Raw genomic sequence first — 24,198 nt, forward strand, 5'->3', positions numbered from 1 at the left:
TCTCTAAGTGATCTCGCTCGCGGCCCGAATGCCGCTTTCAAAGGCCCCTTGCAAGGTTCCCGGAAAACGCATGCTTGTGTGTTCTCCGGCGAACTGAAAGTGGCCATCGTATTCAGACTCTCCGGCGACCCCACGATATTTCATGTACTGACCTGGCTTATAATAAATCATCGAGCCTTGCGACCACTTGCGCTGACTCCAATTGATCATCTGATCCGTCACATGTTTCGGGATATCTTTATAAAACAAACCTAAGTCTTTGAGCATCTCATCCGCACTTCCCGCGCCAGCGTTAAGTCCGGAGGTCCCCGCACGTTGGTAACTCAAAAGACCTTCTTGCGGGCGAGGCGTGCCAAATTCCTGACTGACAATGCGACTGGAGTCCCAGATTTTTTGCGATAAAAAATCTCCGGTGAAGTTGCCGACATTGGCTTCGACCAAAGATTTTTTTGTGCGCCAAAACGGCGAGGCAAACCCCACCACACCCTTCGAATGAGTGGCGTAATTAAGCTCGGCGATGCTGTCTTTTTTATTTTGTGAAAACTGCATACGCTCAATCCCCTTCACGTTTCGAAGGGCGGTAAAAGGCAGCGTGCAAATCACGCGGCGAGCTTGATAGGTGTCCTTACCATTGGGTGTTTGAAAGACCAAACGGAACACACCTTTTTTTTCTGAAATTTCAACCAGCGGTGAATTCACGCGAATGATTTGATCGGGAATCACGCCCGCCACACGTTCGGCTAAAATCTGCATCAAATCTGAAAGACCTGATTCCACACGATTTAAGCTGGCGGTTGAAAGCAGGGCGCTGCCTTCCGCATCCAGCGTTGAAAGAAAATGCAATGCCGACTGTTCCGAAGCATCCACCCCGAAACGATTGACGGCTTGGACTTCGATCAGTTTCAACACCAACGGATCTACTTCCGTGCTCCAGGCATCTAAAAGACTGCGCAATGACAGCGAATCGTAATAAGCCGATCGTTCAAACTGCAGGGCATTTTTATAACTTAAGATCACATCTTGATCGCGAAACAGATCACTGCGCACACGACGAAGGGGGGCCTGCAGAGTTTTCATTTTCGGCACCAGATCTTTCACGCGATACGTTTTTCCCGCGAAAGAAAATAGATGCGCTTCAAGACCCGATACGGATTTCACTTCTTTAACTGGCACATTCAGTTCGCGAATCACGTTAAACACATGGTTGTGATGAGATTCGAAAAACTCCGCCCCCAGTTCTGCAATGGGGCCTCCTTCTGGGAAGACGGGAACAGATTGAACTCGCCCCCCGACACGTGAGGACGCCTCAAAGACACGAAAGGGGATTTTGCGTTTTTTTAATTCAAAAGCGGCAACAAGGCCCGCCGCCCCCGCCCCTAAGATCACGACCTCTTCTTGAAGGCTTCTCATATCCCCCATAAAGTAATGATCAAGACTGGTGCAATGACTCAAAGCTAAAGCCGATCCGCCCCAAGCGGATGCTTTTAAAAAATCACGTCGTGTAAAAGAACTTTTTGCCATCAATGCCTCGCCTTACTAGAATGGCAACACTTTGGAACAGAATCAAATCAATCTCTCCTCTCTCGAAAGAATGTTTGCAGACCTAGCAGAAAATGGCTGGGCCCGTTCCTCACAAGTCTTCGAAAAAAGTTTCGTGCGTTCTCTTGCCCAAGAGTGTCAAAATCAGCATTCCAAAGGTCATTTTCAACAGGCTTCCATAGGACGCGGAGTATCCAAATCTGCGCACACCGAAATTCGCGGCGATCACACGCGTTGGATAGAAGAAGATTCTTCGAATTCTATAGAGCAGGATTTTTTAAAAGCGCTGAATGACATTTCACAAGCGCTCAATCGACATTTTTTTCTCGGCTTAAAAAGATATGAAACACATTTTGCGTTGTATCCCCCCGGCACCGGATATGATAAACATGTCGACAATCATCGAGGCACGGGAGCAAGGAAAATCACCTTCATCCTTTACCTCAATGAAAACTGGAAACCCGATCACGGTGGAGCTCTCAGCTTTTTTGATCCCCACGATGAAAATCAACGGATTGCCCAGGTCGAACCTCGCTTAGGCACCTTGGTCCTTTTTCGCAGTGACCTCTTCCCTCATCAAGTCGAGAAGAGCTTTCAACCCCGCATGAGCCTCACAGGCTGGTTTAGGAACGACGCATCATGAAGAGATCGTTATTTTCAGAAGTAGTATTCACGCGATTTCATGCCCGCGTTTTGATTTTGCTCACTTCGCTGACCGCGGCGGTCTTTGGTATCCTAGGTCCGTTCTTCCAGAAAGAATTTGTGGATCAACTGACCCACACGCCTAGCAACCTGCACTTTATCCAATTTGAATCTCCTTTGGCTTATATTTTAGGCGCGTTTTTGTGTGTGCTGATGGCGCAGGCTTTTTCCCAAGCCACTAATTACTTGAGCATCCGCGAGTCCCTTTACATGCAGCGCGTGTTCGGTAAACGCCTTTATGAAAAAACCTTGAACTTGCGTGTAGACACCATGAGCGGTCGCCCCGTCGGGGAAATCGTTTCTTTATATGCCACCGACGTTCAAGGAGCGACGGTCTTTTTAGATCAAACGCTGCCTTCAGGATGTTCAACTTTATTTCCACTGATTTTAGCTCCGTTTGCTTTGTCGGTTCTTTTTGATGTTCCGCTGTGGCCGATTGTGGGGGTGATGTGTTTTATCACGGCCATCAATACCTTCATGGCCTTTCGCCAATCAAAATTCTTTTTCCGTTTTAAACAACTAGCCGCGGAACGCATTGGCTTGGTGAACGAATGGGTGCAAAACATCCGCACCATCCGCATCTTAGGTTGGACTCGTCATTTCGAAAAAAACATTTTTAATAAAAGAGAAATTGAAACGCGCAATCGCGTCTTAATGGTCACCAATGGCCAAGTGATGAACTCCATTTCCTCATCGATCACATTTTTTATCAACCTCGTGGCCTTAGGCAGTTTGATTTTTTATTCAAAACATTCTTTAACCAGCGGCGAGCTTTTAGCATTATTGTGGATCGTGGGTATTTTCTTAACAAGGCCCTTTCGTCAAATGCCTTGGTTTTTTACGTTCGCCTTTGACTCCTGGACATCCCTAAAACGCCTTGAACAGTTTTTTGCGACAAAGAACAACCAAACCTCAGAAGATGAAACCCGAGAAAAATGGGATGATCGTGATGACGAAGACTGGGCCCTACAAATTCGCGGTTTAAATCTTTCTGTTGGTCCTCGTCGTATTTTAAAAAATATCAACCTGGACGTGAAACAGGGCGAGTTTGTCGCTATCGTGGGCGAAGTCGGCGCTGGCAAATCCATGTTGTTGTTATCTCTCTTGAGAGAAACCGGGTCGCGATTTCAAGTATATCGTTTGAACGGCAAAGATGTTTTAGAATCTCCTTTGGATGATGTGCGCGAACATTTCGCCTATGTCCCCCAAGAGGGCTTTATCATGAGCGCTTCTTTGCGTGAAAATGTCGCCTTTCTTTACGACATCGAACCGGAAAGAGACGGCTTCGTTGAAGAGTCGCTGAAGCTTGCCCAATTTGATTTAAGTTCAGAACGTGTGGAAAAAGGACTTAACACCGAAATCGGCGAACGCGGTGTGAACCTGTCTGGCGGCCAACGTCAGCGCGTGGGCTTGGCCCGCGTGCATTTTCATCAAGCCCCGATCATGCTTTTGGATGATTGTTTAAGTGCGGTGGATGTCGACACGGAACACAAACTTTTTGAGCAGCTTTTATTGGGCGCGTGGAGTGAGCGCACGCGTTTATTAGTGACTCATAGACTGAGTGCTTTAAACCGTGTGGATCGTATTTTATTTATGGAAGATGGTAAGATCATCGATCAAGGAACTTTTGAAGAGCTTTTAGCCCGCAGTGAAAAATTCCGCGAGTACACCACCAGTGTCGCTAAAGAAGCCACCACACCCACCGCAACCGAGGTGAATCGTGTCTAGAATCGCGCCTAAACCTAAATACCTCTCTGACGGCGATTCAAAAAAAGAAGGCGGCTATTCACGCGCGCTTTTTCAAACCTTGTCTTTTGCCTATAAGCCTTATAGGGGGCGTATTCTTTTATGCCTGGCTTTGGGTCTTTCAGGTCGTGGCCTTTTATTAGCAAATACCAATGTTATTGGATATTGGGTGGATGCCCTGATCGGCAAAGAAACGCCGCTGTCCGGGTACACTTCCGCACAGTATGTTTTTCTTTTATTGGGCATGGCCTCAGTGGGTTTTGTTCTGACCATTTCTTTCCGGGTGGGATTTTCGCGTCTTTCCGCGCAAGCCATTTCGACTTTTTATGATGAAGTGACGTTGCGCACGTCGCGCCTCCCGATGAGCTTTTTTGATAACACTCCGGCCGGAAGGATCATCACGCGTTTTTCAAGCGACTATGGCAATATCTTCCGACTTTTCGGGGGGCCCTTGGCCGAGTTCCTTTCGATTATTTTTGATTTGGTGATGATGGTGATTTTAATCACCGTGGCGAGTCCTTATTATTTGATTCTGGTGGCGTTCATCGCCGTGATGAATTTCTTGGTTTATAAATTCAATCAAGAAAAACTACGCACTTCACGTCGTGAGCTTTCCGCCAGTCGTTCCCCCAGTATCGCGCATTTTGCTGAAACCACTCAAGGGGCCAGCACCATTCGCTCCTTCCGTCGTCAGCGTTCGTTTGCCGAACGCTTTGAAAATTTGGATCGCCATTTTTTAAATCAAAAAATGAGCACCACCAAACACCTGATTAGTTTTTCATTTCAGATGAATAGCCTCACGGCTTTGTTGTTACTGATTACTGGTGTGTCAGCGTATTTTATGGTCGAACGCGGTTGGACTACGATTGGTTCGGTGGGCGTGGCCTTTGCTTTTATTGCGCTTTCGGGTAACACCGTGCAAATGTTCTTTGAATGGTTGACCCAATTTGAAGAAGCGATGATCGGGGTTGAACGTTTGGATCAATACCTGCGCATGCCGATTGAAAAAGGCAGTCTTTTACCGGCCTCGGCAACCTTTGCCACCGGACACGCGACCTATTCACCCACTTTAGAAAAATATCTTTCTGGCCGTCGTTTGACCGAAGAACGCAATGCCTCGGTGCAAGTGTCCCAATTATGGTTCCGGTACCGCGAGGACCTGCCGTGGGTACTAAAGGGTGTCGATTTTGAAGTGAAGGCCGGAGAAAGATTAGGGATCGTGGGTCGCACCGGTTCCGGAAAATCAAGTTTGATTCAAGCGCTTTTTCACCTTTACCCGATCGATAAGGGGCATATTTCTATTAACGGGCACGAACCAAGGTTCAATGACAAGCTCGGTGAAAATTCAAGCGGCATGGATCTGAATCTTTATCGTCAGTCGATGGCCTTTATCGCCCAAGAGCCGATTTTGTTTCAAGGCAGTTTGCGTTTTAACTTAGACATCAAAGAAAACTTGCCAGAAGAACGCCTTTGGGAGGTCCTAGAACAAGTGGGACTGCGCGAGTGGGTGGAAATGCAACCCGGTGGTCTGGAAATGAGGATCGAAGAACGAGGTAAGAATCTTTCTTTAGGTGAGCGCCAGCTTCTGTGTATGGCAAGGTGCCTTTTGCAAGAAGCCCCGATTGTGATTATGGATGAGGCCACCAGTTCCGTGGATCCTCAGTCTGAGGAAATCATGGTGAAGGCAACAGAAGAATTCTTTTCAGATCGAACTCAGATCATCATCGCCCATCGTCTTTCGACATTGGCAAAGTGCGATCGAATCTTATGGCTTCAGAATGGGGAAATCGTCTCATTAGGGCCCACAAGCGAAGTGCTTCCGCGCTTTAAAAATACAGAACTGGTCTAAAATATTTGTTGGCAAAAACCGATATTCAAGAGTAAAGGTTTTTCTTAAACGGAGCTAGGCACCATGGACGACATCAAACAAACGCCAGAAGAAAATCAGAATGAAGAATCGGTGTTAAGTTTGACGGATGCCTGGTCGGGAATGTCCCGCGACGAACGTCGTGAAAAATTCCGAGAGCTTCCGCGCACCGAAGCCGAAGAGCTTTTTTTAAGCCTTAAAACTCACGATCAAGCCGAGCTCATTTCTGAAGCTTCTGCCTTAGAAAAGCGTTCTTGGATCCGCCTTCTCGCTCCGGATGACGTGGCCGATTTGATTCAAGAAATTGGTGTCGACTCTAAAGACGATCTTTTAACTTTGCTAGACCCCCAAACCAAACGAGAAGTCACAGCGTTACTAGCCTATGCTGAAGATGCCGCCGGGGGCTTGATGAGTTCCCGCTTTGTTCGTCTGCGTCCTGATATGACGGTGGATGAAGCCATTAGCTATATCCGCATTCAAGCTAAGACCCATGTGGAAACGATTTATTACGCTTACGTTTTAGACTCTGAACAAAAGCTTCAAGGTGTCGTTTCTTTCAGAGAGCTTTTCTCTGCGGGACCGGGTAAAAAAATCGCTGAAATTATGCACACCGATATTTTGATGGTTCCCCCTGAGATGGACCAAGAACAAATCGGTCAGATTTTTTCTCACCAAGATTTGATGGCCGTTCCCGTTGTCGATGAAAATGGCGTGATGAAGGGTATCGTGACATTTGACGACGTGGCGCACGCAATTCAAGAAGAAGCCACCGAAGATATTCATAAAATCGGGGGTGTTGAGACCCTGGATGCCCCGTACTTAAAAATCGGCATGCTCGAGATGTTGAAAAAACGTGGCGGCTGGCTTTTGATCCTTTTCCTGGGAGAGATGTTCACCGCGACCGCCATGGCTTTTTTTGAACACGAGCTTGCGAAGGCCGTGGTTCTTTCGATGTTCATTCCGTTGATTATTTCCTCAGGTGGTAACTCGGGCTCTCAAGCCTCCACCTTGATCATTCGTGCGATTGCCCTTCGTGAAGTTCGTTTGCGCGACTGGTGGAAAGTTCTGGGCCGAGAAGTCCTCACCGGCCTTTGCCTAGGTGCTTTATTAGGAATCATTGGCATGATCCGTATTATGTTGTGGCCAAATCGGTCGAGTCTTTACACCGAACACTATGCGCTTGTAGGACTCACCGTCTGCGTGAGTGTGATGGGCGTCGTTTTATGGGGAACCATATCTGGATCCATGCTTCCGTTCTTGCTTAAAAAGATTGGCTTTGACCCCGCGTCGGCCTCTGCCCCGGCGGTTGCGACGATCGTGGACGTCACCGGTTTAGTTATTTACTTCACCGTGGCCAGCGTGATCTTGCATGGGACACTTCTTTAGTCACAGACCTTAGGACTTATCACATTTATTTCTTAAAGGCGCGCGCCGCTTTTGTTATCCTCATAATAAGGATTTGAGGTGTTGATGAAAAAGCGCGTTTTAGCTATCGCAGCCGTGGGTGTAGCCTTAGTGGCACTCTTTCAAAATTGTTCGAATAAGGGTCTCCAAATTGAAGACCATGCTTTGAAAACCAGTGAAGCCGAAGTGGATTTAAGTGGAACTCCGGGCTCTTCCGAAGAACCGACGTCCTCTCCATCACCGTCCCCATCTGCAACGCCGTCAGGCACTCCACCGACCACGGTTTCTGAGCTGATCAATAACTGCGACGATGCGAAAGCTCGCGGGAAAATTCAGTCGTCAACCACGCAAATCGTCTTTGAAGATAACGTTGGGCAATGTCCTTGGGGAGTTGGAGATAATCTGGCGAAACTTAATACTTTTGCCACCGCTCGCATCGAACAAGTGCGCAAGGTGAATATTCCCTCAGGAGCGGTGGTCTGCCAAGTTCACCTTGAAGACGTAGATCAGCAAAACTTTCGCTATGATGACAACATTCTTTTAACTTTGAATAACTATCTTTTAACGGCGACATCCGATTTTCAAACCTATTTGCAAAACACCAACGGCTATTATTTTTATGACTGGTCTCGCATCAAAGGTAAAAGCGCGAAAGCCGACACGGCCGATTCTGCTCCAGAAAAGCAATATTGCGCTGGCAAGGATAAGGGGCTTGCTTCTTGTTCATTCCCATTGACGGACACCAATGGCAGCGTGAATTTGCAATTTAGCGAGCGTGTGATTCAAAATATCCTGGGCATGACAAGTGCCAGCGATATCAACCTCACGATGATCACCATTGGTGATAACGATGCCTCTAGCGACTGCCATCACAACACCATGCGCTTTAACGTGAAGGTGGATTACTACTATTAGTTTTTTCTCATTTTGAGACATATCTTGGTATGTCTTTTGGATTGGTTCTTTTAAAGTCTCTTTGAAAGGACCAACGGGTGTTTAAAAGCTGCCTGCGCCTTATGGGCGCCTCCTTCCTGTCGCTCTTATTGACGACTGCCTATGCGTTTACGGCACAAGCTCAAGAGCTCAATCCCCGCATTCAGTTTTTACTTAGCACCAAGATCACTCACCACGGCCCGAACTGCTGGAATTCGGCCCTGTTCGCTTCGGGCGTCTTAGCGCACTTTCGCTTCACCTCTGCCAAAGAGTTTAAACATTTGATTGATTCTCCGCTGTGTCTGAAAGTTCCCGCAGGTCAACAACAGCCTGGTGACATCCAAGTGTATCGTCGCACGATGCCTGATATTTCGGATGAAGACCGCGAAGTGCATGCGAATGTTTGGCTTAATGACCAACTGACATTTAATAAAAAAACGGATTTTTCAACGGCCGCGTATGAAGTCACCACTCACGCGATCGTCAATGAAAGTTATGGTCAGACGGCTGATATTTTAAGATTTGATAGCGTCGAAAAATCAGTCGCTGTTCAGTGCCAAGGCGATACGTGCCGCAATTCGATCGAATACCGTCGCTGCGGAAATCTTGAAAATATGAAACGCCAAGATCCACACTATTCCGCTCAAGTGGAATACTTGGTTTCATCCATGGAACTCGCCATCCAACAGCAAGTACGAAGTCCGGCCAAAGCTTCCCCGGCCTGGAATGCTTACGCAGACAAAGTTTTAACAAGTTTAAACACCAGTATCCAGCAGGCCTGCGGTCATGAAAGATCTTTTTACTGCGAACATTCACGCAATGTCTTAGAGTCTTTGACTTGGCAAGTGCATCGCCCTCAGCCAAATTGGTTAAAATAAAATAAAAAGCCCCCTGTTTTTAGCAGAGGGCTTTGTCGAAAGAACATTTTTACTCAGCTTAAGTTTTCATCAATCCCGAAGTCCAGTCGCGGATCATAGCCAGTGTTCCTTGTTTCGCGTTGGCGAATTGGACGCCATACGCTTGGTTAGCTTCGTTCCACACGACTTGTCCTTGCACCTCGATGACCTCGTGACCATCCGGGCTTTGGATGCGCATCGTGACGATACCACCTTTTTCCAGCGCTTGATCGGTATTGAATGACAAACCACCTTCGGAGATTGTTTGCACAGAACCAACCAACTCTCGCTCACCGACACTGACGCGGATTTCCGAACTCATTTTAAAGCGTTCATGTTTACGTCGCGATTGCGGAGCACGGGCTCTTAGAACCTGCCATACGATCATCGGCACTAACAACAGGCCCACGATCACACCAATCGGTGCCGCCCCTGGCATATTGCCCCCCTGACCTGAACCCGGCCCATTTTGCGTGACCGCTTTAACCAAACCACATCCACCCGCAGCACCGCCCGCACCTTCAGAGGCCACGCTACGATCTGCTTGATAAGAAGGTTTGTAAGAAGGCTGAGATGACATGGTCGAAACCATGGTTTTAGAGGCCGCGATCAACGTCGCCGCATCCACACGCGCGCCCGAAGAAACGCGTCCATACAGACGATTTACTGCCGTCGATGTTCCGATGATCAGATTTTTCATCTGATAACCTGAAAGCCCCGGAGCCTCACGGAAAGCCAACGCCGCAACACCGGAGACAAATGGCGTTGCCATACTTGTGCCCGACATTTTCATCGTTTTATTACCGGGGATGGTACTTTCAATCCACTCACCCGGACTTCCCAAGTTCACCGTCGAAGCACCATAGTTTGAAAAACTTGAAAGCTCGTCATAGCTAGATGTTGAAGCCACCGATAGGTTGCTTGGAACATCATAGTTTGAGGGATACATCGGCGTGGAATCATTATTACTGCCAAGATTTCCGGCGGCAGAAAGAACTAAAACTTTGTTGTCATAAGCGTAAGTGATCGCATCATGTAACGCTCGCGAGTACGAAGGACCACCCCAAGAATTATTGATCACGCGCGCCCCGTTATTGACCGCGTAATAAATCGCACGGATGGCATTGGATGTTGAACCTGATCCCGAACCACCCAAAAACTTTAACGGCATGATTTGGATTTTTGACTCTGACAAGGGGCGCGCAAAGATATTTTGCCCTGTCCCGACTACAATCCCCGCCACGTGGGTCCCGTGATTGTCATCATCAACAAAGTTATTGGTGTTATTAATAAAGTTCCAGCCATTGATATCATCGACATAACCGTTTTGATCATCGTCGACACCGGGCTGACCATTGGCTTCCGCTTGATTAATCCAAAGTGCTCCCGTACCGCCTGAGGCCACGGGTTTAAACACGTCATGATACCGATCCAGGCCCGTGTCGATCACGGCCACAACGACCTTGTGATTGTAAGAGCTTAAAGACAGCACTTGAGTCCAAGCCGATTCAATACCCGTAGGTGCTGAGGACTGGGAATACACAGTGGGGCTTGTCGAAGCACCCGCCGCAACAACCTCATCATAAGACAAAGCCTCTACAGGTTCGTTGGGCTCGACTTCACTTTTTCTTTGTACGAAATTGGGCTCGATATACTCAACTTCTGGGTCGGCTTTTAAGGCGTCAAAGTTGGCCTTTTCGTTTTCACCCTTCATGTTGACGTGGTACATCCCCATACCGGGGAAGGAAGACTTCAACGACGCCTTACCAGAAAGCTTGGTCTGAGCGACGGCGGCTCCCGATGAGGCCTTGAATTTCACGATATATTCGCCCGGAACGACTTCGGCCTGAGCCCAAACGGACAGCGCGAACATCCAAGAGATGGTAAATATAGTAGTACGTGCTAGAACTCGTTTCACGGGTTCTCCTTTGACCTTATTCTCTTCGGACAGAAGTCCAGGGGGGTTGAGCAAAAAAAATGTCTCAATATGAGAGGGCGTCACGGCTTGCTGGACCGGGTCTTAGATGTTATTCATTTTCTGCCGATAGACTTCTTAGAACAGGACATCCAAGTATGAAACAGCTTCAGAAAATCTTCTTGCAAGGTTTAGTGACCTTCCTACCGATCGCGTTGACTATATATATTATCTACGCCGGCATCGCGATCGTGGACAGTTTTTTAGGCGATGCCCTTCGCCAAGTTCTTCCGGTTTACATTCCCGGTTTAGGATTCTTATTAACGATCGTGCTTATTTTCCTTTTAGGCTTGATGCTGAATAACCTTTTAGCTGGCGGGATCTTTCAAAAGTTGGAACAAAAGCTCACGCAAGTTCCGTTCATTAAAGCGGTCTACAGTCCTTTGCGCGATCTGATGAATTTATTTTCTAAAGGTGGCGGTCCGGGTGGCTTACAAAAAGTGGTCTTCGTCGATATGGGCGAAGGCGGAGTCCGCGTCTTGGGTCTAGTGACTCGCGAAAGCTTTAAAGACATTCCTGCCATCGAACAAAATGCGGGCGATCGCATCGCGGTCTATGTGCCGATGAGTTACGGCTTAGGGGGATTTACACTGATGGTTCCTCGCAGTAAAATCACTCCATTAGATATGCCGATTGAAAAAGCGATGAGCTTAGCCATCACCGGCTGGGTGAAAGCTGAAAAGAATGAAGGAGACAGAAAGTAATGTCCGACTCTCCCATCGAAAAACCAGAAGCTAAAGCACTTAAAATCAACATTGATACTTCTCGCTATGGTGCTTTTGCCGAAATCGGTGCGGGTCAGGAAGTTGCCAGACATTTCTTTCAGGTCGGCAAAGCCTCACAAACCATCGCTAAAACTATTTCTGCTTACGACATGATCGTCAGTGACGATATTTATGGGCGCGAGGCCAATGGCCGTTACGTGTGTGAAGCGCGTTTAGAAAAAATGCTTGGTCATGAGTACGATCTTTTAGTGGATCGTTTGGCGGACACGCGTGGTGCGCATACGAAGTTTTTTGCGTTTGCCAACACGGTCGCGACGGCTTCAGGCGGTCACAAGCAATCCCACGGTTGGATGGGGGTGCGCTTTCAAAATACGCCGGGGGGCGCGCACAACGAAATCATTTTGCACATCCGGATGCTAGATCGCTATCGCTTGCAACAACAAGAATCCTTAGGGATTTTGGGCGTCAATTTGATTCACGCGGCTTTTTATCATATTAATGATCCCGACCAGTTCATCCCGCATTTAGTGGATAACCTTAAAGAAGGTCAAATCGTCATTGACGTGATTAAGTTCCGCGGCCCTGATCTTTCAGAGTTTGATGATCGTTTGATGAACCTAGAACTTGTTCGTCGCGGTTTAGCCGAAGCGATCTTGTTTTCGCCAAAAAATGAAATTTTAAATGTATCCGATGCTGTTTACGGCAAATCCGTTTTAATTCAGCGCGGTCACTTCCGCCCGATCACCACGACTCATTTGGATGTCATGCAAAAAGGCATCTTACAAATGAAGGGCGACGTCAGTGCTAGTGAAACCAAGAACGTCGAAGTTTTGCCGATCATGGAAATGACGATGCAAAGCTTTTTCACCGATGGCGACGTCAACGAAAAAGACTTTTTAGCCCGCGTGGAAACACTGACGAACTTGGGTATGCACGTGATGATTTCTAACTTTAAGTTGTTTTATAAATTAAAGCGCTTCATGCGTCGTTATACGCCGCACTTTATGGCGATCATTATCTCGGCCAATTACTTAGAAAAGCTTTTTACGGAAGATCACTATAAAGATCTTGAAGGCGGATTGCTGGAAGGTTTAGGGAAGCTTTTAGAACAAAAGACCAAGCTTTACGTTTACCCCCATAAGACTTCGATGTTGTGCATGACCACGAAAAGCTTTTTTCCGCAGCCTCACCTGCGCCATATGTATTCTTACTTCTTAGACAACAGCCAAATCGTCGATGTGGCTGGTTGTGATGAGACTTTAGAGTACATGCATTCCCGCGACGTCGAAGACCTTTTAGCCAAAGGCGACCCGAAGTGGGAAAAATGCGTTCCGGACAAAGTTCGCGATTATATTAAATCTAAAAAGTTATTTGGATATAAGTAACCGCGACCGCGATTACTTATATCCCCCGATTACATCGATAACGCACAAAGCTGCCGACGCCTGTATTCAATATTCCAGTGCAACTCAGCGATAACGCACCAGTGCTACCTACGTAGGTAGCACCAGCGCGTTAAGGCGCCCTACTTTAGTCGCAAACCTACGCGCAAAACATTCAAAATAAACAATTTATTTTTATTTATATCCATCCCCATTCACAATGACTGCGATGACATCAAAGAGAGGGAAATGATGAAACTTAAAATGATCTTGGTTGTTTGCTCGGTGCTTGGAGTCACTAACTCCTTTGCCCAAACTCCAGCTTTGGAAGCTCAATATAAAATAAGACAGATTATTTTGAGTAAAAATATCGTGGTCGTGACGAGCAATTCGAGCGAGCCCATCGAACGCGGAAAAATCTTGCTCGCAACTTTTCAAGATAACACTCAATGTCCCCTTAAAGTTGTAGGGCAAAGTGCCAACAATATCACCTTAGATACTTCAGATTGCGATAAGGCGAAGTCTTTGACATTAAACCAGATGCTCGAGCCTTCTCTTCACGTTATTGACGAACCCGTTTTGGAAAAGCAGCCCAAAAACAAAAACGCATCGGTTTCAGAAAACGTCCCTCTTATTTTACCGAACCGAACAATGACCGACTTAGGGTATCTCCTTCAAAGTGGAAAATTTGGCATTGAAGGTGCCTTCTTTTCTCAGAATGAAGAACTGAGCTATTACTCGGGATCTACATTTGCCGCTGACCAAAAAACGAGACGAACAAATCTTGGCTTGATATTTTCCTATGGAATCACTGATAACTTCAACGCGTCTATTAGACTGATCCTGGTTCCTGGTGAAAACACAGAACTCAGCAGCCTCAATACCACATATTACTCTAAGGGGTTCAAAGACCCAAAAGCTTCACTCATTTATCGCCCCGTTCAACAAACGGAGACCGCTCCGTTAGATGTTGTTCTAACCGCCTATTACATACCAAAAACATTTGAGGCGAAAATCGCCACCGATAATGCAGACGGCACCATGGGTTCCGGACGAAACTCTGCCGGATTGCAATTAGGTACGTTTCGTAGATTTCGTGCCGCCGAGATTGGAATTCTAATTGATTATACCAGCTTGTGGGCAGGCTCAACAACTGATGCGGAAAATGGAGAAATCACAGAAAAAGGCGCCGGTGAAACTATCGAAGTTCAAGGACAAGTCCAATTCAAAGTAAACGACGGATTTTTTATCAGCGGCGGTCTTGGCTTCGCTTCCCTTTCAAGCACGGAAGCGAAAAACACCACCACAACTACTCTGACAAGAACCAGCGCATACACCATGTCTGGCGTACAAGTCGGCGCCCGGTTTGCACTTATTCCAGACACCTCTTCGTTGGATTTCTTTCTTCAAAGTGTCACCGCAAGTAACTCCGACGTCACCCAAGGCACTGCCAAACTGACGTTAAAAGACATGCGCCGAACCACGATCGGCGCATCGGTAAAATATCTTTTTTAATTCCAAGTGTAACGCACAAAGCTGCAGGACGCGGCAGCGAGTTGCGTTAGCTACAAATAAAAAACGCTCAGGTTTTTAACTCCTGAGCGTCTTAAAAATAAAACTATCCGCAATCAACTACGCGTTCATCGCTCGATCCGTCAAAAACTCAATCAAACACTGAACCGGCTGACCAGAACCACCGCTGCTAGTGAGTGCCCCTTGCGCTTTATCGCTCCACGCATACACGTCTAAATGCGCCCATTTTTTTCCACGCACAAATTTTTGTAAAAACAACGCCGCAGTGATCGCGCCACCAAAGCTTCCGCCCGAGTTTTTAAAATCTGCAAATGGCGACGACATCTCAGCCCAGTATTTTTCAAACAAAGGCATGCGCCAGTTCAAATCCCCCGCACGTTGTCCGGCCTGAGTGATCGCTGACGCCAAAGTATCATCATTTGAAAACAAACCGGCAATTTCAGAACCCAAACCCACTTTGATCGCCCCCGTTAAGGTCGCGACGTCAATCACGTATTCTGGATCATCCGACCCTTTTTGCGTGCAGGCGACATCTAAAACGTCTGCCAAAACCAAGCGGCCTTCAGCATCCGTGTTATCAATCTCAACGCGCAAACCGTTGCGCGCGGTGATCACGTCACTGGGACGGAAGGATTTTCCATCCACCGCGTTTTCCGCCAAAGCCAAATAAAAATCCAAAGGACCCGGGTATTCACTGTTTGAGGCCCACGTCGCAAGACCGACAACCGACGCCGCGCCACCCATGTCTTTTTTCATCAAACGCATCGCCGAAGACGGTTTGATATCAAGGCCGCCCGTATCAAACGTAATCCCCTTACCCACAAACGCGATCGGTTTTAGTTTTGATTTTCCCTTAGGGCGATAGCGGATGTGGACCATGCGCGAGGTGTTTTCCGCCCCTTGGCCAGTGGAAGCATGTAAACCCATGCCCTCTTGACGAAGTTTACGCTCATCCCACACGGTCACTTTCGCCGTGGATGGCAAATTCAATTTTTTGCTTACAAGTTCAGCAAAAGTAGCTGGGTTTAAATCATTCGGTGGCATGTTCACCAAATGGCGGGCCGTATTTACGGCGCGCGCACGATCAATAGCTTCCACGATCAAATCGGAATCCAAAGTGCCCAAAGTCTTTTTCAAAGAAACCTTAGGAAGATCCAACAGCTGCTTATCGTCGACATAGTGACGGTAATTATAAGTCGCCATATCTAAACCGACCAAAGCGCCCAGATCTTGGACTTCATCCGTGCCGCGGAATTCAATATTTAAAACTTTCACCGCGTGAGCTTTGATTTGCGCAACCAAGGCACCGAACTGATCACGGGCCCACGTGTATTCGGCTTCGTCAATCAAACCACCGTGACCGACAGTTCCTTTTTGACGAGGACGCAGAATCCACACCGGGCCATTTTGACCGACGAAATAAATAAACTCGCGTTCTGTTTTTTTCAAAGACTCTGCTTGCCAAACTAAAGAATGCTCTTCAATCAAAGCGCCCAGTTGGCTTTGATCATCCACTCCTAAGAAATAGACGAAACCTGTCAATTCATTTTTTACTTTAAGTTCTTTTCCGAAGCTAAAGGTATCAACCCAAGATTGAATGTTGAGCTGTGATTTGCCTTTTGACGGAGTTTTCGCTGAAGCGGACTTCTTAGCCACTGATTTCCTCACTTTTAGTTTGTGCCTGGATGAACAAATTCCGTAGAATCATAATATGACGTGGACGAAGACCACAAATCTTAAATTTTGCTTACTCAATGCAGAGAACCTCTTTTTGATGTTCGAAGGCACTCCCCAAAAAGAGGCCGTAAATTTGAGCGAGTCCCAGTGGCAGCGTCTCTCCGTTTCGGTCTATGAAAATAAGCCGCTTAAAAAGTGCCACGAAATCGCCAAGGCTCTGAAAGAAATTAACGCCGACATCATTATGCTGTGCGAAGTCGGTGGTTTTGAATCCTTAAATAACTTCAACCATCTCTTTATGGATGACGCCTATTCGCCCTGTTTGATTGAAGGAAACTCAGAGCGCAATATTGACGTGGGATTTTTGATCCGCAAGAACATGGATTTTTATTTCGATCTTCAGTCCAATAAAAATCGCCCCATCAATTACCTTTATCCTCACGAACGCCAAAGCCTTTTAAACGGTTATCCGATTAAGGGCGGCAAGGTCACAAGCAGTCATAAGTTTTCGCGGGACGTGGCCGAACTCAGACTTTTTACCACCGATCGTGAGAAACCTTTTTTGACGATTTTACTAGCACATTTAAAGTCCCGCTTAGATCCGGATCGTATCGACCCCAATGGCTTTGAACGACGCCAAGCAGAATTACGAACTTTGATCGAAATCTATCAAGAACTTGAAGCCGTGCACCCCGATTTACCGATCATGGTGGCCGGTGATTTTAATGGTCAAGCCGGAGTTCACCACACCGATGAGGAGTTTAGGGACCTGTACAGCCTGACCCAGTTGTCTGACGTCTTAGAGGTGTCTCAACTTCCCCCCGAAGCGCGAGCGACATTCTACCAAGTTCGCAACGGCGGCAAAGCCGATGGTCGTCAGATTGATTTTGCGTTTTTAAATCCCAATCTTCAAAAACTGGTCAAAGCCGGTGCCACCAAAGTGTATCGTTATAAGGACGAAATGGGAATGGAACGAGATGTGCCTCGCAATATGGAGGCCAAACTTCATTTACCAAGTGACCACTATCCCCTGGTCTTTGAAATTGAAAATCTTAAAGTCCCGTGATCTTTGACATGCCAACGTGCCGCCCAGAGACGTTTTATTAATTTTTCTTTTACTTTCGTTACGAAAAAACTATCCTAGATTTCATTATGGCAATGCAAAAGACCGAAACAAGAGATTTTAGTATCAAGGTGAATGTGGTTTACGTTTCTCAGGAATCAAAGCCTGATCAAAACTATCATTTCTTTGCTTATAAAATTTCAATCACCAACAATGGATCTTCACCCGCTCAATTGATGAGCCGCTTTTGGCTGATCACGGATTCTCACGGACACAAAGAAGAAGTGCGTGGCCCTGGCGTGGTGGGTGTTCAACCCAAAATCCAACCCGGTCAGACATTTGAATACGAAAGTGCCTGCCCTCTGCACGCCTCCACCGGCAGTATGAAAGGGCATTATCAGTTCGTCGCTGAAAACGGCGAAAGTTTTACAGTAGAAATCCCTGAATTCTACCTGATTGCCCCAATCGCTCTGCATTAAGCCATTCCCTCGCACCCTAAAAGGTCTGGGATTGGCGAAAAACACTTTTAAATCATAAAAAACCTGTGCTAAACCCTGGCCAGCTCTTTGGGGAGGGGCCACGGATGACATGGTTTAAAACCTTACGCGAACTTCTAAGCTTTACGACGAAGTCTCCCTGCTTGTGCATGGTGATTACGGAGCAAGAAGGCGCGGAAATTTGGGTGAACGATAAAAACACCCATATGGTGACTCCTAAAGCTATCACCGTGCCTCGCAATACCGAAGTTAAGATCACCTTAAGACTTATCGGCCATTACGAGCACACCGCCATGGTAAAAAGCGGTCATCATCTTTCCTATTACCACACCAAACTTCAACGTGTGCCTTTGCGTCTCATCAGCAATGACAGCTTTGAGGACTCGGTTGAACTTCGCTAATCATGATCTCTAAAAGGTTGCCGTACTTGAAAATCACCAAGCGTCTTATTATTCGTCCCCTAGAACTTCATGACTATGAAAACTGGGAACAAGCTTACTCTTGCCAACGTCCCGTGCAAAACGAATGGGACACAACCAATTGGAAAGAGTCCGAGCTGACCTTGGCAAAATTCAAAGAGACGCTAAAGAACGAAAAAAAACTGCGCGCGCAAGATAAGTACTACAACTTCGGCGTCTTCCGCAAAGACGACGGCGTGCTGATTGGCCAAGTGGCGCTGATGGATGTTTCTCGAGGAGTTTTTAACAACGCTTATTTAGGGTATCGCATTTTCAACAATCACTGGGGTCAAGGATACGCGCAAGAGGCTTGCAAAGCCGCCATCCACATCGCCTTTAAAAATATCAAACTTCACCGCATTGAGGCCGGCATCGAGCCTAAAAACAAGCGCTCTATCCGCGTCGCCAAAGCTTTGGGTTTACGCAAAGAAGGCTTAAGCAAAAAAAGACTGCTGTTTAATAAAAAATGGGTGGATCTGTTGCTTTTCGCGATGACCAAAGAAGAGTTTTAGTAAAATCTCAGCCCGCGATTTTTTGGGCGTAACGATCTTTCACGTGCATCGAGATATAGGTCGCAAGTCCCCAGCCTTGCAGGGCCAGCTCTTTCATCTTTTCAACTTCGCGCTTTCCCGTGCGAACATAATCGTACAAATACGAATCCCCACCCACAAAAACCACAACAATGGAACGCTCACGAATTTCGTAAGCTATCACGCCTGATTTGCCGCTGATGTTCTTATAAGGCTTCATATTTTTATTATGCCTTATTTGCGAAGGCATAAGTAAAAAATCTTATCAATAAATGTCAGGACTCAAAAGTTACTTTTGCAGTTGGAACTTTTCAAACCGGTTCAACTCGGATTCGATAAGTTTTTTGTTATTAGCTGATTTGTGTTTTCCCAGCCAAGTCCATTTCTGAATCAGCATCTTTTGTTTTTCGCGATCCGTTTTTAAATCAATGGCCGCCACAATCTTATCGCCGACTAAAACCGGCAACGCAAAATAGCCGTATTTGCGCTTTTCTTTCGGCACATAGGCTTCAAAGCGATGTTCATAATCAAAAAGCGAGTGCAAGCGTTTACGCTGAATAGTTAATGGATCAAAAGGGGACAGAATATGGACAAGCTCTTCATTCACCGTGACCGCTTCGTCTAAAACTTCCGGCGCGACCCAGAACTCAGATCTGGTGGCATCTTGAACTTTAATTTCAATCAGCTCACCTTTTTTAACTTTCTTTTCTATGATCTTTCTAATTTCCGGTTTTTTACTGGGTACTAAGTGGCAAATAGAATCAAGGGTGACAAGTCCTTGGGCTCTTAAAGATCTCTGAATTTCGTATTCTAAAACTTCCGCGCGTGTGGCGGGCTTTGGCATCTTATCCCACGCAAAATGTCTTTCCAGCAGCTCGTATTTTTTAAGCATGCCTTGTCGTTCGCTGATCACCAATCTTCCAGAATAAAAACCCAGCTGCAAAGCTTTCTTGGAAGGTTTACGGCTGGCCCATTCGTGATCTTTTTCAACCAGAACATCATCGGTAATATCCCGGATAGAAATCGGTCCTTCTTTTTTTATCAGACGCAAAACTTTTTGCAGCTCTTGCGGCTTTACTTTGCCCAACCACGGCCCGGGCGAAAGACGCCGGCGCTTCATATCTGGAATAAAAAAGCGAAAGTCTTGGGTCGGCACATAAGAAAGCGCATGGGTCCAATACTCAAAAACGGTTTTATCTTGGCTTTGTGCTTGGTGCAGATCACGGCGTTTATAATCCGGAATGCGTGTGTACAAGATGTGATGATGACAGCGCTCAATGACGTTGATCGTGTCGATTTGGACATAACCCAAATGTTCGATGGCCTTGGTGGTCGCCGCAGATCCCTTGCCGAAGGGAGCAGATTCCGTCAGCCCTTGGGATTTTAGCCAAATACCCCGGGCGTTTTCTTTAGTGATTGTTTTACTCATTGCTTTTGATTTTTACACCGAGGCGCCCTTAATTCCATTTTTTTTATCACTCTTCTCGTGGAGCGGCTTGGGAAATAGTCCTCACTTTAAGTATTAATGCCCCAAAAAAGGCGGCGCGCAAAACAGTCCCGTGTGTTTTATTGACCTTTCATTTCGGGCAAAGCTCGGCATCTCGGTTGCAGCCCTGGTTCTGCTTTAGGGGGTTTTTCAATGAGATATTTCATCTGCACCTTATTTGTTGTTACTGCGACCTTGTTTTCACCCTTGGCTTCTGCTGGAGCGGAGTTCTGGGGCAAAGAATCTAAAATGGAATCACCTCTTCCGTCGGGTCGGCGCGAAGCCATCAGAGCCACTCTTTCTTCCGAGATGCTGCGGGCCGCGGGTCTTTGGCAGGGTGTTCAACAAATGCGCGAGGCCCCTTTAGCAGAGCGGATTTCTTGGGTGCATAAAGTCACTCGCCAGATGATCCGCCCCCTGGAAGATCCGTCAAATCATTGGCAAACACCTTCGCAAACCTTGGCGCGACGTTCAGGAGATTGCGAAGACTATGCGGTCTTACGTATCGAACTGCTTCGCTGGCTCGGGGTGCCTTCTTCTCATATGGCGGCTTTTGTCGGGACGCGAGGGGGTGAGGGGCATGTGGTCGCTGCCGTCAGCACTCGCAATGGCACTTGGACTTTAGACAATATGAGTTTTTCTGCTTACCTTTCCTCAGCGCCGCGCGGATTTACTCCAGAAGTGGGCGTTAATCGGCAAGGTGCGTGGTGGCATTAGTGTTCCCTCACAATGCATTTTGGCGAAAAATAAATTTAATACTGCACTCGCCGTTTAAAACGCGGGATAAAATATAAGGGCGAGGTGAAGATGCCGGAACTAGCAGAAGTCGAGGCCGTTCGACGCAAACTTGCGAGCACATTAAAGGGCCGAAAAATAAAAGAAATTGTGACCGACGACAAGGATCGTTGGCTGTTCGCTTTTGTGCGCTCTGCAGAAGTCGAAAAAGCTTTGGTCGGTGCGAAAATCACGGGGGCCGGTCGAAAAGGAAAATACTTCTGGTTAGAGCTCAATAAAAAACCGTGGCCGATTTTTCATTTAGGCATGAGTGGTAATATTTCACTTTTAGAAGACGCCTCCACCGGTCGTCATCGCGATATTTGGGGAGGCACTAAATTATGGAGCCTCGAGGACGATGACGATCCGAAAGGCCGCATGTGGTTTTGTCGACTGCTCTTAATTTGTGATAAAAAAATTGAAATGGCCTTTACCGATCCGCGACGCTTTGGTCGAATGTGGCTGGCCGACGATCCTTGGGAACATCCCCGTATCAAACGCCTGGGATTTGATCCCTTGATTGATTGGCCGACAGTAAAAGTTTTAAGCGAGAAACTTAAAAAAAGAAAAAAGGCCATCAAGGCCGTTCTTTTAGATCAAACTCTTTTTGCAGGTATCGGAAACTGGCTGGCCGATGAAATTCTTTTTCAGGCCCGTATTGCGCCTCATCGCTTGGCATCCGAGCTAAAACCTGCCGAACTTAAACTTTTGCACAAGATGACTTTGGCGGTCGTAAAAAAAGCAGCCAGCGTCGATGCCGATTATGAACGCTTCCCGAAAACCTGGCTTTTCCATCATCGCTGGGGAAAATCTAAAAACGCCAAAACAAGCAAGGGTCAAAAAATTCAGCACGATGAAGTCGGCGGCCGTACCACCGCGTGGGTGCCCGGCTGGCAAAAATAACGGAGGTAGCAATGACCATCAAAACGCGATTCGTAAATTTAACCAATGAGCTGACTAAACACGAAGTCTTTGTGTTGGCCGCGTCCTTGGCCTATTACACGGGCTTAGCCCTCGCGCCTTTCGTGCTTATTTTACTATCTTTAGCCTCGGTTTTAGGGGAAGACCAAAAAACAAAAATTTTCGAAGGTTTTTCTGGAGCCATCGGCCACCAGGCCGGTGAATCCATTCGTTTGATTTTAGATAACGCGGATAAACATCCGCAAGCGACGGGCCTTTCCGGTATCATCGGTTTTGCGATACTTTTAATTTCCGCTTCAGCGATTTTTTCTCAACTTCGTTATGCCCTTAATAAAGTGAACGAACATAAGTACGAAGCCCACGAAGAAAGCTGGATGGGTTTTCTTATCGATCGACTTTTTTCTATCGGACTTTTGCTGGGTTTTATTTTTCTCTTCATTGCTTCGCTGATGCTCTCCACCGCCTTGACCGTGGTCTTTCCTGGAGGCGAAGGCTTCTTTTGGCAGACGGTGACGTTTGTCAGCAATTTTGCGATTTTCGCACTCCTATTTGCCGCCATTTATCGCTTTGTTCCCTCGGATAAAATGGGTTGGAAAAAATGTCTTATCGCGGGCACAACCAGCGCCTTCTTTTTTATGGTCGGTAAAACTTTGATTGCTTTATACTTAGGAAGTACGGCCATTGGCAGTGCTTACGGCGCCGCCGGTTCCTTAGTGGTATTTTTGGTGTGGGTGTATTATAGCTCTTTAACTCTTTTGGTCAGTTATGAGTTTACGAACTCCATTATTTTAGGGGAAACACCCCGCCCGCGCATGCCGCTAGAGACTTAAAAATTTAACTTTTCATAAATCTTAAAAGCCGATCATAATCTTGCGAGTGATCGGCGGTTTTAAGTGCGCCGATATAAGCGCTGCGGGCTTCGCCTAGTTTACCTAGCTGCGAACGGCCCCAGGAAAAGTTTTTTTCAGCCATTTGCTGCATTAATAAATCTGTCGCCAACCTTGAAAATCGCCCATTGCCATTAGGAAACGGATGAATCCACACCAAGCGATGATGAAAACGCACGGCGATTTCTTCAGCTGAAAATGTTTCGTGTTCAATCCAGAATTTGACATCACCTAAAAGCAGACCTAATTCATTTTGAATATCTTTAGCCGCAACCCCGATATTGGTTTGGCGCAAACGAAACTGCCCGGCCCAATCCCAAACATCTTCAAACATTTTTTTATGCAGCAGACACAGACCCGAGGCCGACAAAAGATCTTGCTGCAAACGACGACTGCTTTGAGCCCACAAAGTGGCGCGCGCGATACCGGCAGCTTCAAATTCGTCGAGCTCTTGTTGCGTGCTTAAATTCGGAATCAATCCACGAAGAGTTTCATCATCCAGAGGTGTCGCGCCGGGAGGACTTTGAATTTTCATTTTTCGTTCTCCATATTTTACGGTCTTCCTTCATCAACAAATCCTGTGTCAGGCTTTCAATCAACCTTTGCTGGGACTGTTTAGAAGTTCCCTGCTCCTCAAGCTCCATGGTGTGTTCCGTGTTTTTCACAATTTCTTGCGCCGCTTTGCGTGCTTGGGCTTCAAGTGTGGCTTGTAAGCCTTGTCCTTTCGGAACTAAAAAATAAACAAAATCGCAATTCAAAGCCTCGGCCGTTTCTTGCATCGTCTTTAACGTGACGCTGCCATTGATCTCATCTTTTTCAATGCGATCGATGCGCTGTTTGATCACGCCCAAGCGATCGGCTAAATCCTGCATCGTCATTCCTAAGGCTTCACGGATTTCATTCACCCACCCATACTTAGGAAGTCTGCTTAAAAGAAATCTTTTGGATTCTTCAAAGCTTCGATCAATCTGATGTCGACGCAGTTTTGCTGTCTTAGATCCCATAAGTCCGCCTTCACAAAATCTATCTATATGTAGATATAATACTACATATCGTCTATATATAGATAGACCTTAATAGATTAAAAATCTATTTATATATAGACAATATAACGGGTTTGGGATTTTCAAAGGCCCTCTGTGGGCCCTTGAAATACGATATAAAAGAACGAAATCCAGGTCAAAGGATTATGTAAATTATGTG

The 24,198-nt window shown here is 46.7% G+C and carries 23 protein-coding genes; 16 read left to right on the forward strand and 7 right to left on the reverse strand.

All coding sequences use genetic code 11. From position 1 onward, the window contains the following. Window positions 1-3 precede the first annotated feature (3 nt). Window positions 4-1,521, reverse strand: a complete 1,518-nt coding sequence (locus AZI86_RS18835) for a flavin monoamine oxidase family protein (RefSeq protein ID WP_253716030.1) — start codon at window positions 1,519-1,521, stop codon at window positions 4-6. Window positions 1,522-1,552: 31 nt separating this feature from the next. Here AZI86_RS18835 and AZI86_RS18840 point away from each other — a divergent pair, with 31 nt between their 5' ends. From AZI86_RS18840 to AZI86_RS18865, 6 genes are all read left to right on the forward strand, one after another. Next, window positions 1,553-2,182: a 2OG-Fe(II) oxygenase gene (locus AZI86_RS18840; RefSeq protein ID WP_157684779.1), complete on the forward strand. Its 630-nt coding sequence runs from the start codon at window positions 1,553-1,555 to the stop codon at window positions 2,180-2,182. After that, window positions 2,179-3,969: an ABC transporter ATP-binding protein gene (locus tag AZI86_RS18845; protein WP_061836866.1), complete on the forward strand. Its 1,791-nt coding sequence runs from the start codon at window positions 2,179-2,181 to the stop codon at window positions 3,967-3,969. Before AZI86_RS18840 ends, AZI86_RS18845 begins: the two co-directional genes overlap by 4 nt. After that, on the forward strand, window positions 3,962-5,836 hold the full coding sequence (locus tag AZI86_RS18850) for an ABC transporter ATP-binding protein (protein ID WP_061836868.1): 1,875 nt from the start codon (window positions 3,962-3,964) through the stop codon (window positions 5,834-5,836). Before AZI86_RS18845 ends, AZI86_RS18850 begins: the two co-directional genes overlap by 8 nt. Before the next feature lie 63 nt (window positions 5,837-5,899). After that, window positions 5,900-7,240, forward strand: a complete 1,341-nt coding sequence (gene mgtE, locus AZI86_RS18855; RefSeq protein ID WP_061836869.1) for a magnesium transporter — start codon at window positions 5,900-5,902, stop codon at window positions 7,238-7,240. Between the two features lie 84 nt (window positions 7,241-7,324). Beyond that, the gene (locus tag AZI86_RS18860) at window positions 7,325-8,173 is read left to right on the forward strand and encodes a hypothetical protein (protein WP_157684780.1); all 849 of its coding nucleotides are present in this window, start codon (window positions 7,325-7,327) and stop codon (window positions 8,171-8,173) included. Between the two features lie 101 nt (window positions 8,174-8,274). Beyond that, window positions 8,275-9,069 (forward strand): hypothetical protein, encoded by a 795-nt coding sequence (locus tag AZI86_RS18865; protein ID WP_157684781.1) that lies wholly within the window; start codon window positions 8,275-8,277, stop codon window positions 9,067-9,069. Window positions 9,070-9,127: 58 nt separating this feature from the next. Here the strand turns inward: AZI86_RS18865 and AZI86_RS18870 are convergent, their stop codons facing one another. Then, window positions 9,128-11,005: a S8 family serine peptidase gene (locus AZI86_RS18870; protein WP_253716031.1), complete on the reverse strand. Its 1,878-nt coding sequence runs from the start codon at window positions 11,003-11,005 to the stop codon at window positions 9,128-9,130. A 155-nt stretch (window positions 11,006-11,160) separates the two neighbouring features. On the opposite strand from AZI86_RS18870, the gene AZI86_RS18875 reads away from it, so the two are divergent. From AZI86_RS18875 to AZI86_RS18885, 3 genes are all read left to right on the forward strand, one after another. Beyond that, window positions 11,161-11,766 (forward strand): DUF502 domain-containing protein, encoded by a 606-nt coding sequence (locus AZI86_RS18875; RefSeq protein ID WP_061836873.1) that lies wholly within the window; start codon window positions 11,161-11,163, stop codon window positions 11,764-11,766. Then, window positions 11,766-13,172: a hypothetical protein gene (locus AZI86_RS18880; protein WP_061836874.1), complete on the forward strand. Its 1,407-nt coding sequence runs from the start codon at window positions 11,766-11,768 to the stop codon at window positions 13,170-13,172. Before AZI86_RS18875 ends, AZI86_RS18880 begins: the two co-directional genes overlap by 1 nt. Before the next feature lie 246 nt (window positions 13,173-13,418). Then, on the forward strand, window positions 13,419-14,684 hold the full coding sequence (locus tag AZI86_RS18885) for a hypothetical protein (RefSeq protein ID WP_061836875.1): 1,266 nt from the start codon (window positions 13,419-13,421) through the stop codon (window positions 14,682-14,684). Between the two features lie 117 nt (window positions 14,685-14,801). Here AZI86_RS18885 and AZI86_RS18890 read toward each other — a convergent pair whose 3' ends face one another. Next, the gene (locus AZI86_RS18890; RefSeq protein ID WP_061836876.1) at window positions 14,802-16,358 is read right to left on the reverse strand and encodes a M17 family metallopeptidase; all 1,557 of its coding nucleotides are present in this window, start codon (window positions 16,356-16,358) and stop codon (window positions 14,802-14,804) included. Between the two features lie 55 nt (window positions 16,359-16,413). Between AZI86_RS18890 and AZI86_RS18895 the strand changes: the two genes are divergently transcribed. From AZI86_RS18895 to AZI86_RS18910, 4 genes are all read left to right on the forward strand, one after another. Next, window positions 16,414-17,445 carry an endonuclease/exonuclease/phosphatase family protein gene (locus AZI86_RS18895; protein ID WP_061836877.1) on the forward strand — a complete coding sequence of 344 codons (1,032 nt, stop codon included), beginning with the start codon at window positions 16,414-16,416 and terminating at the stop codon, window positions 17,443-17,445. Window positions 17,446-17,531: 86 nt separating this feature from the next. Next, window positions 17,532-17,921, forward strand: coding sequence for a Co2+/Mg2+ efflux protein ApaG (gene apaG / locus AZI86_RS18900; protein ID WP_096000926.1), 390 nt, complete (start codon window positions 17,532-17,534; stop codon window positions 17,919-17,921). 104 nt (window positions 17,922-18,025) lie between these two features. Next, window positions 18,026-18,340 (forward strand): hypothetical protein, encoded by a 315-nt coding sequence (locus AZI86_RS18905; protein WP_061836878.1) that lies wholly within the window; start codon window positions 18,026-18,028, stop codon window positions 18,338-18,340. A 2-nt stretch (window positions 18,341-18,342) separates the two neighbouring features. After that, entirely contained in the window at window positions 18,343-18,909 is a 567-nt protein-coding gene (locus AZI86_RS18910; RefSeq protein ID WP_061836879.1) for a GNAT family N-acetyltransferase, read from the forward strand. A 7-nt stretch (window positions 18,910-18,916) separates the two neighbouring features. Here the strand turns inward: AZI86_RS18910 and AZI86_RS18915 are convergent, their stop codons facing one another. Next, window positions 18,917-19,147 (reverse strand): hypothetical protein, encoded by a 231-nt coding sequence (locus AZI86_RS18915; protein WP_061836880.1) that lies wholly within the window; start codon window positions 19,145-19,147, stop codon window positions 18,917-18,919. 69 nt (window positions 19,148-19,216) lie between these two features. Further along, the gene (locus tag AZI86_RS18920) at window positions 19,217-20,356 is read right to left on the reverse strand and encodes a winged helix-turn-helix domain-containing protein (protein WP_061836881.1); all 1,140 of its coding nucleotides are present in this window, start codon (window positions 20,354-20,356) and stop codon (window positions 19,217-19,219) included. Window positions 20,357-20,566: 210 nt separating this feature from the next. Between AZI86_RS18920 and AZI86_RS18925 the strand changes: the two genes are divergently transcribed. From AZI86_RS18925 to AZI86_RS18935, 3 genes are all read left to right on the forward strand, one after another. After that, on the forward strand, window positions 20,567-21,130 hold the full coding sequence (locus AZI86_RS18925; RefSeq protein WP_061836882.1) for a transglutaminase-like cysteine peptidase: 564 nt from the start codon (window positions 20,567-20,569) through the stop codon (window positions 21,128-21,130). Window positions 21,131-21,220: 90 nt separating this feature from the next. After that, window positions 21,221-22,090 (forward strand): Fpg/Nei family DNA glycosylase, encoded by an 870-nt coding sequence (locus tag AZI86_RS18930; protein ID WP_061836883.1) that lies wholly within the window; start codon window positions 21,221-21,223, stop codon window positions 22,088-22,090. An 11-nt stretch (window positions 22,091-22,101) separates the two neighbouring features. Further along, window positions 22,102-22,938, forward strand: a complete 837-nt coding sequence (locus AZI86_RS18935) for a YihY/virulence factor BrkB family protein (protein ID WP_061836884.1) — start codon at window positions 22,102-22,104, stop codon at window positions 22,936-22,938. Window positions 22,939-22,942: 4 nt separating this feature from the next. Here AZI86_RS18935 and AZI86_RS18940 read toward each other — a convergent pair whose 3' ends face one another. Beyond that, window positions 22,943-23,530: a mobile mystery protein B gene (locus AZI86_RS18940; RefSeq protein WP_061836885.1), complete on the reverse strand. Its 588-nt coding sequence runs from the start codon at window positions 23,528-23,530 to the stop codon at window positions 22,943-22,945. Further along, window positions 23,490-23,999: a mobile mystery protein A gene (locus tag AZI86_RS18945; RefSeq protein WP_061836886.1), complete on the reverse strand. Its 510-nt coding sequence runs from the start codon at window positions 23,997-23,999 to the stop codon at window positions 23,490-23,492. Before AZI86_RS18945 ends, AZI86_RS18940 begins: the two co-directional genes overlap by 41 nt. Window positions 24,000-24,198: the final 199 nt, after the last annotated feature.

This window comes from Bdellovibrio bacteriovorus, assembly GCF_001592735.1.
Lineage (GTDB): Bacteria > Bdellovibrionota > Bdellovibrionia > Bdellovibrionales > Bdellovibrionaceae > Bdellovibrio > Bdellovibrio bacteriovorus_D.

Coding starts and splice junctions, on each gene's coding strand:
- AZI86_RS18835 (WP_253716030.1), bottom strand. CDS start 1,521: ATGGCAAAAAGTTCTTTTACACGACGTGATTTTTTAAAAGCATCCGCT.
- AZI86_RS18845 (WP_061836866.1), top strand. CDS start 2,179: ATGAAGAGATCGTTATTTTCAGAAGTAGTATTCACGCGATTTCATGCC.
- mgtE (WP_061836869.1), top strand. CDS start 5,900: ATGGACGACATCAAACAAACGCCAGAAGAAAATCAGAATGAAGAATCG.
- AZI86_RS18860 (WP_157684780.1), top strand. CDS start 7,325: ATGAAAAAGCGCGTTTTAGCTATCGCAGCCGTGGGTGTAGCCTTAGTG.
- AZI86_RS18865 (WP_157684781.1), top strand. CDS start 8,275: ATGGGCGCCTCCTTCCTGTCGCTCTTATTGACGACTGCCTATGCGTTT.
- AZI86_RS18875 (WP_061836873.1), top strand. CDS start 11,161: ATGAAACAGCTTCAGAAAATCTTCTTGCAAGGTTTAGTGACCTTCCTA.
- AZI86_RS18880 (WP_061836874.1), top strand. CDS start 11,766: ATGTCCGACTCTCCCATCGAAAAACCAGAAGCTAAAGCACTTAAAATC.
- AZI86_RS18885 (WP_061836875.1), top strand. CDS start 13,419: ATGATGAAACTTAAAATGATCTTGGTTGTTTGCTCGGTGCTTGGAGTC.
- AZI86_RS18895 (WP_061836877.1), top strand. CDS start 16,414: ATGACGTGGACGAAGACCACAAATCTTAAATTTTGCTTACTCAATGCA.
- apaG (WP_096000926.1), top strand. CDS start 17,532: ATGGCAATGCAAAAGACCGAAACAAGAGATTTTAGTATCAAGGTGAAT.
- AZI86_RS18905 (WP_061836878.1), top strand. CDS start 18,026: ATGACATGGTTTAAAACCTTACGCGAACTTCTAAGCTTTACGACGAAG.
- AZI86_RS18910 (WP_061836879.1), top strand. CDS start 18,343: ATGATCTCTAAAAGGTTGCCGTACTTGAAAATCACCAAGCGTCTTATT.
- AZI86_RS18915 (WP_061836880.1), bottom strand. CDS start 19,147: ATGAAGCCTTATAAGAACATCAGCGGCAAATCAGGCGTGATAGCTTAC.
- AZI86_RS18920 (WP_061836881.1), bottom strand. CDS start 20,356: ATGAGTAAAACAATCACTAAAGAAAACGCCCGGGGTATTTGGCTAAAA.
- AZI86_RS18925 (WP_061836882.1), top strand. CDS start 20,567: ATGAGATATTTCATCTGCACCTTATTTGTTGTTACTGCGACCTTGTTT.
- AZI86_RS18930 (WP_061836883.1), top strand. CDS start 21,221: ATGCCGGAACTAGCAGAAGTCGAGGCCGTTCGACGCAAACTTGCGAGC.
- AZI86_RS18935 (WP_061836884.1), top strand. CDS start 22,102: ATGACCATCAAAACGCGATTCGTAAATTTAACCAATGAGCTGACTAAA.
- AZI86_RS18940 (WP_061836885.1), bottom strand. CDS start 23,530: ATGAAAATTCAAAGTCCTCCCGGCGCGACACCTCTGGATGATGAAACT.
- AZI86_RS18945 (WP_061836886.1), bottom strand. CDS start 23,999: ATGGGATCTAAGACAGCAAAACTGCGTCGACATCAGATTGATCGAAGC.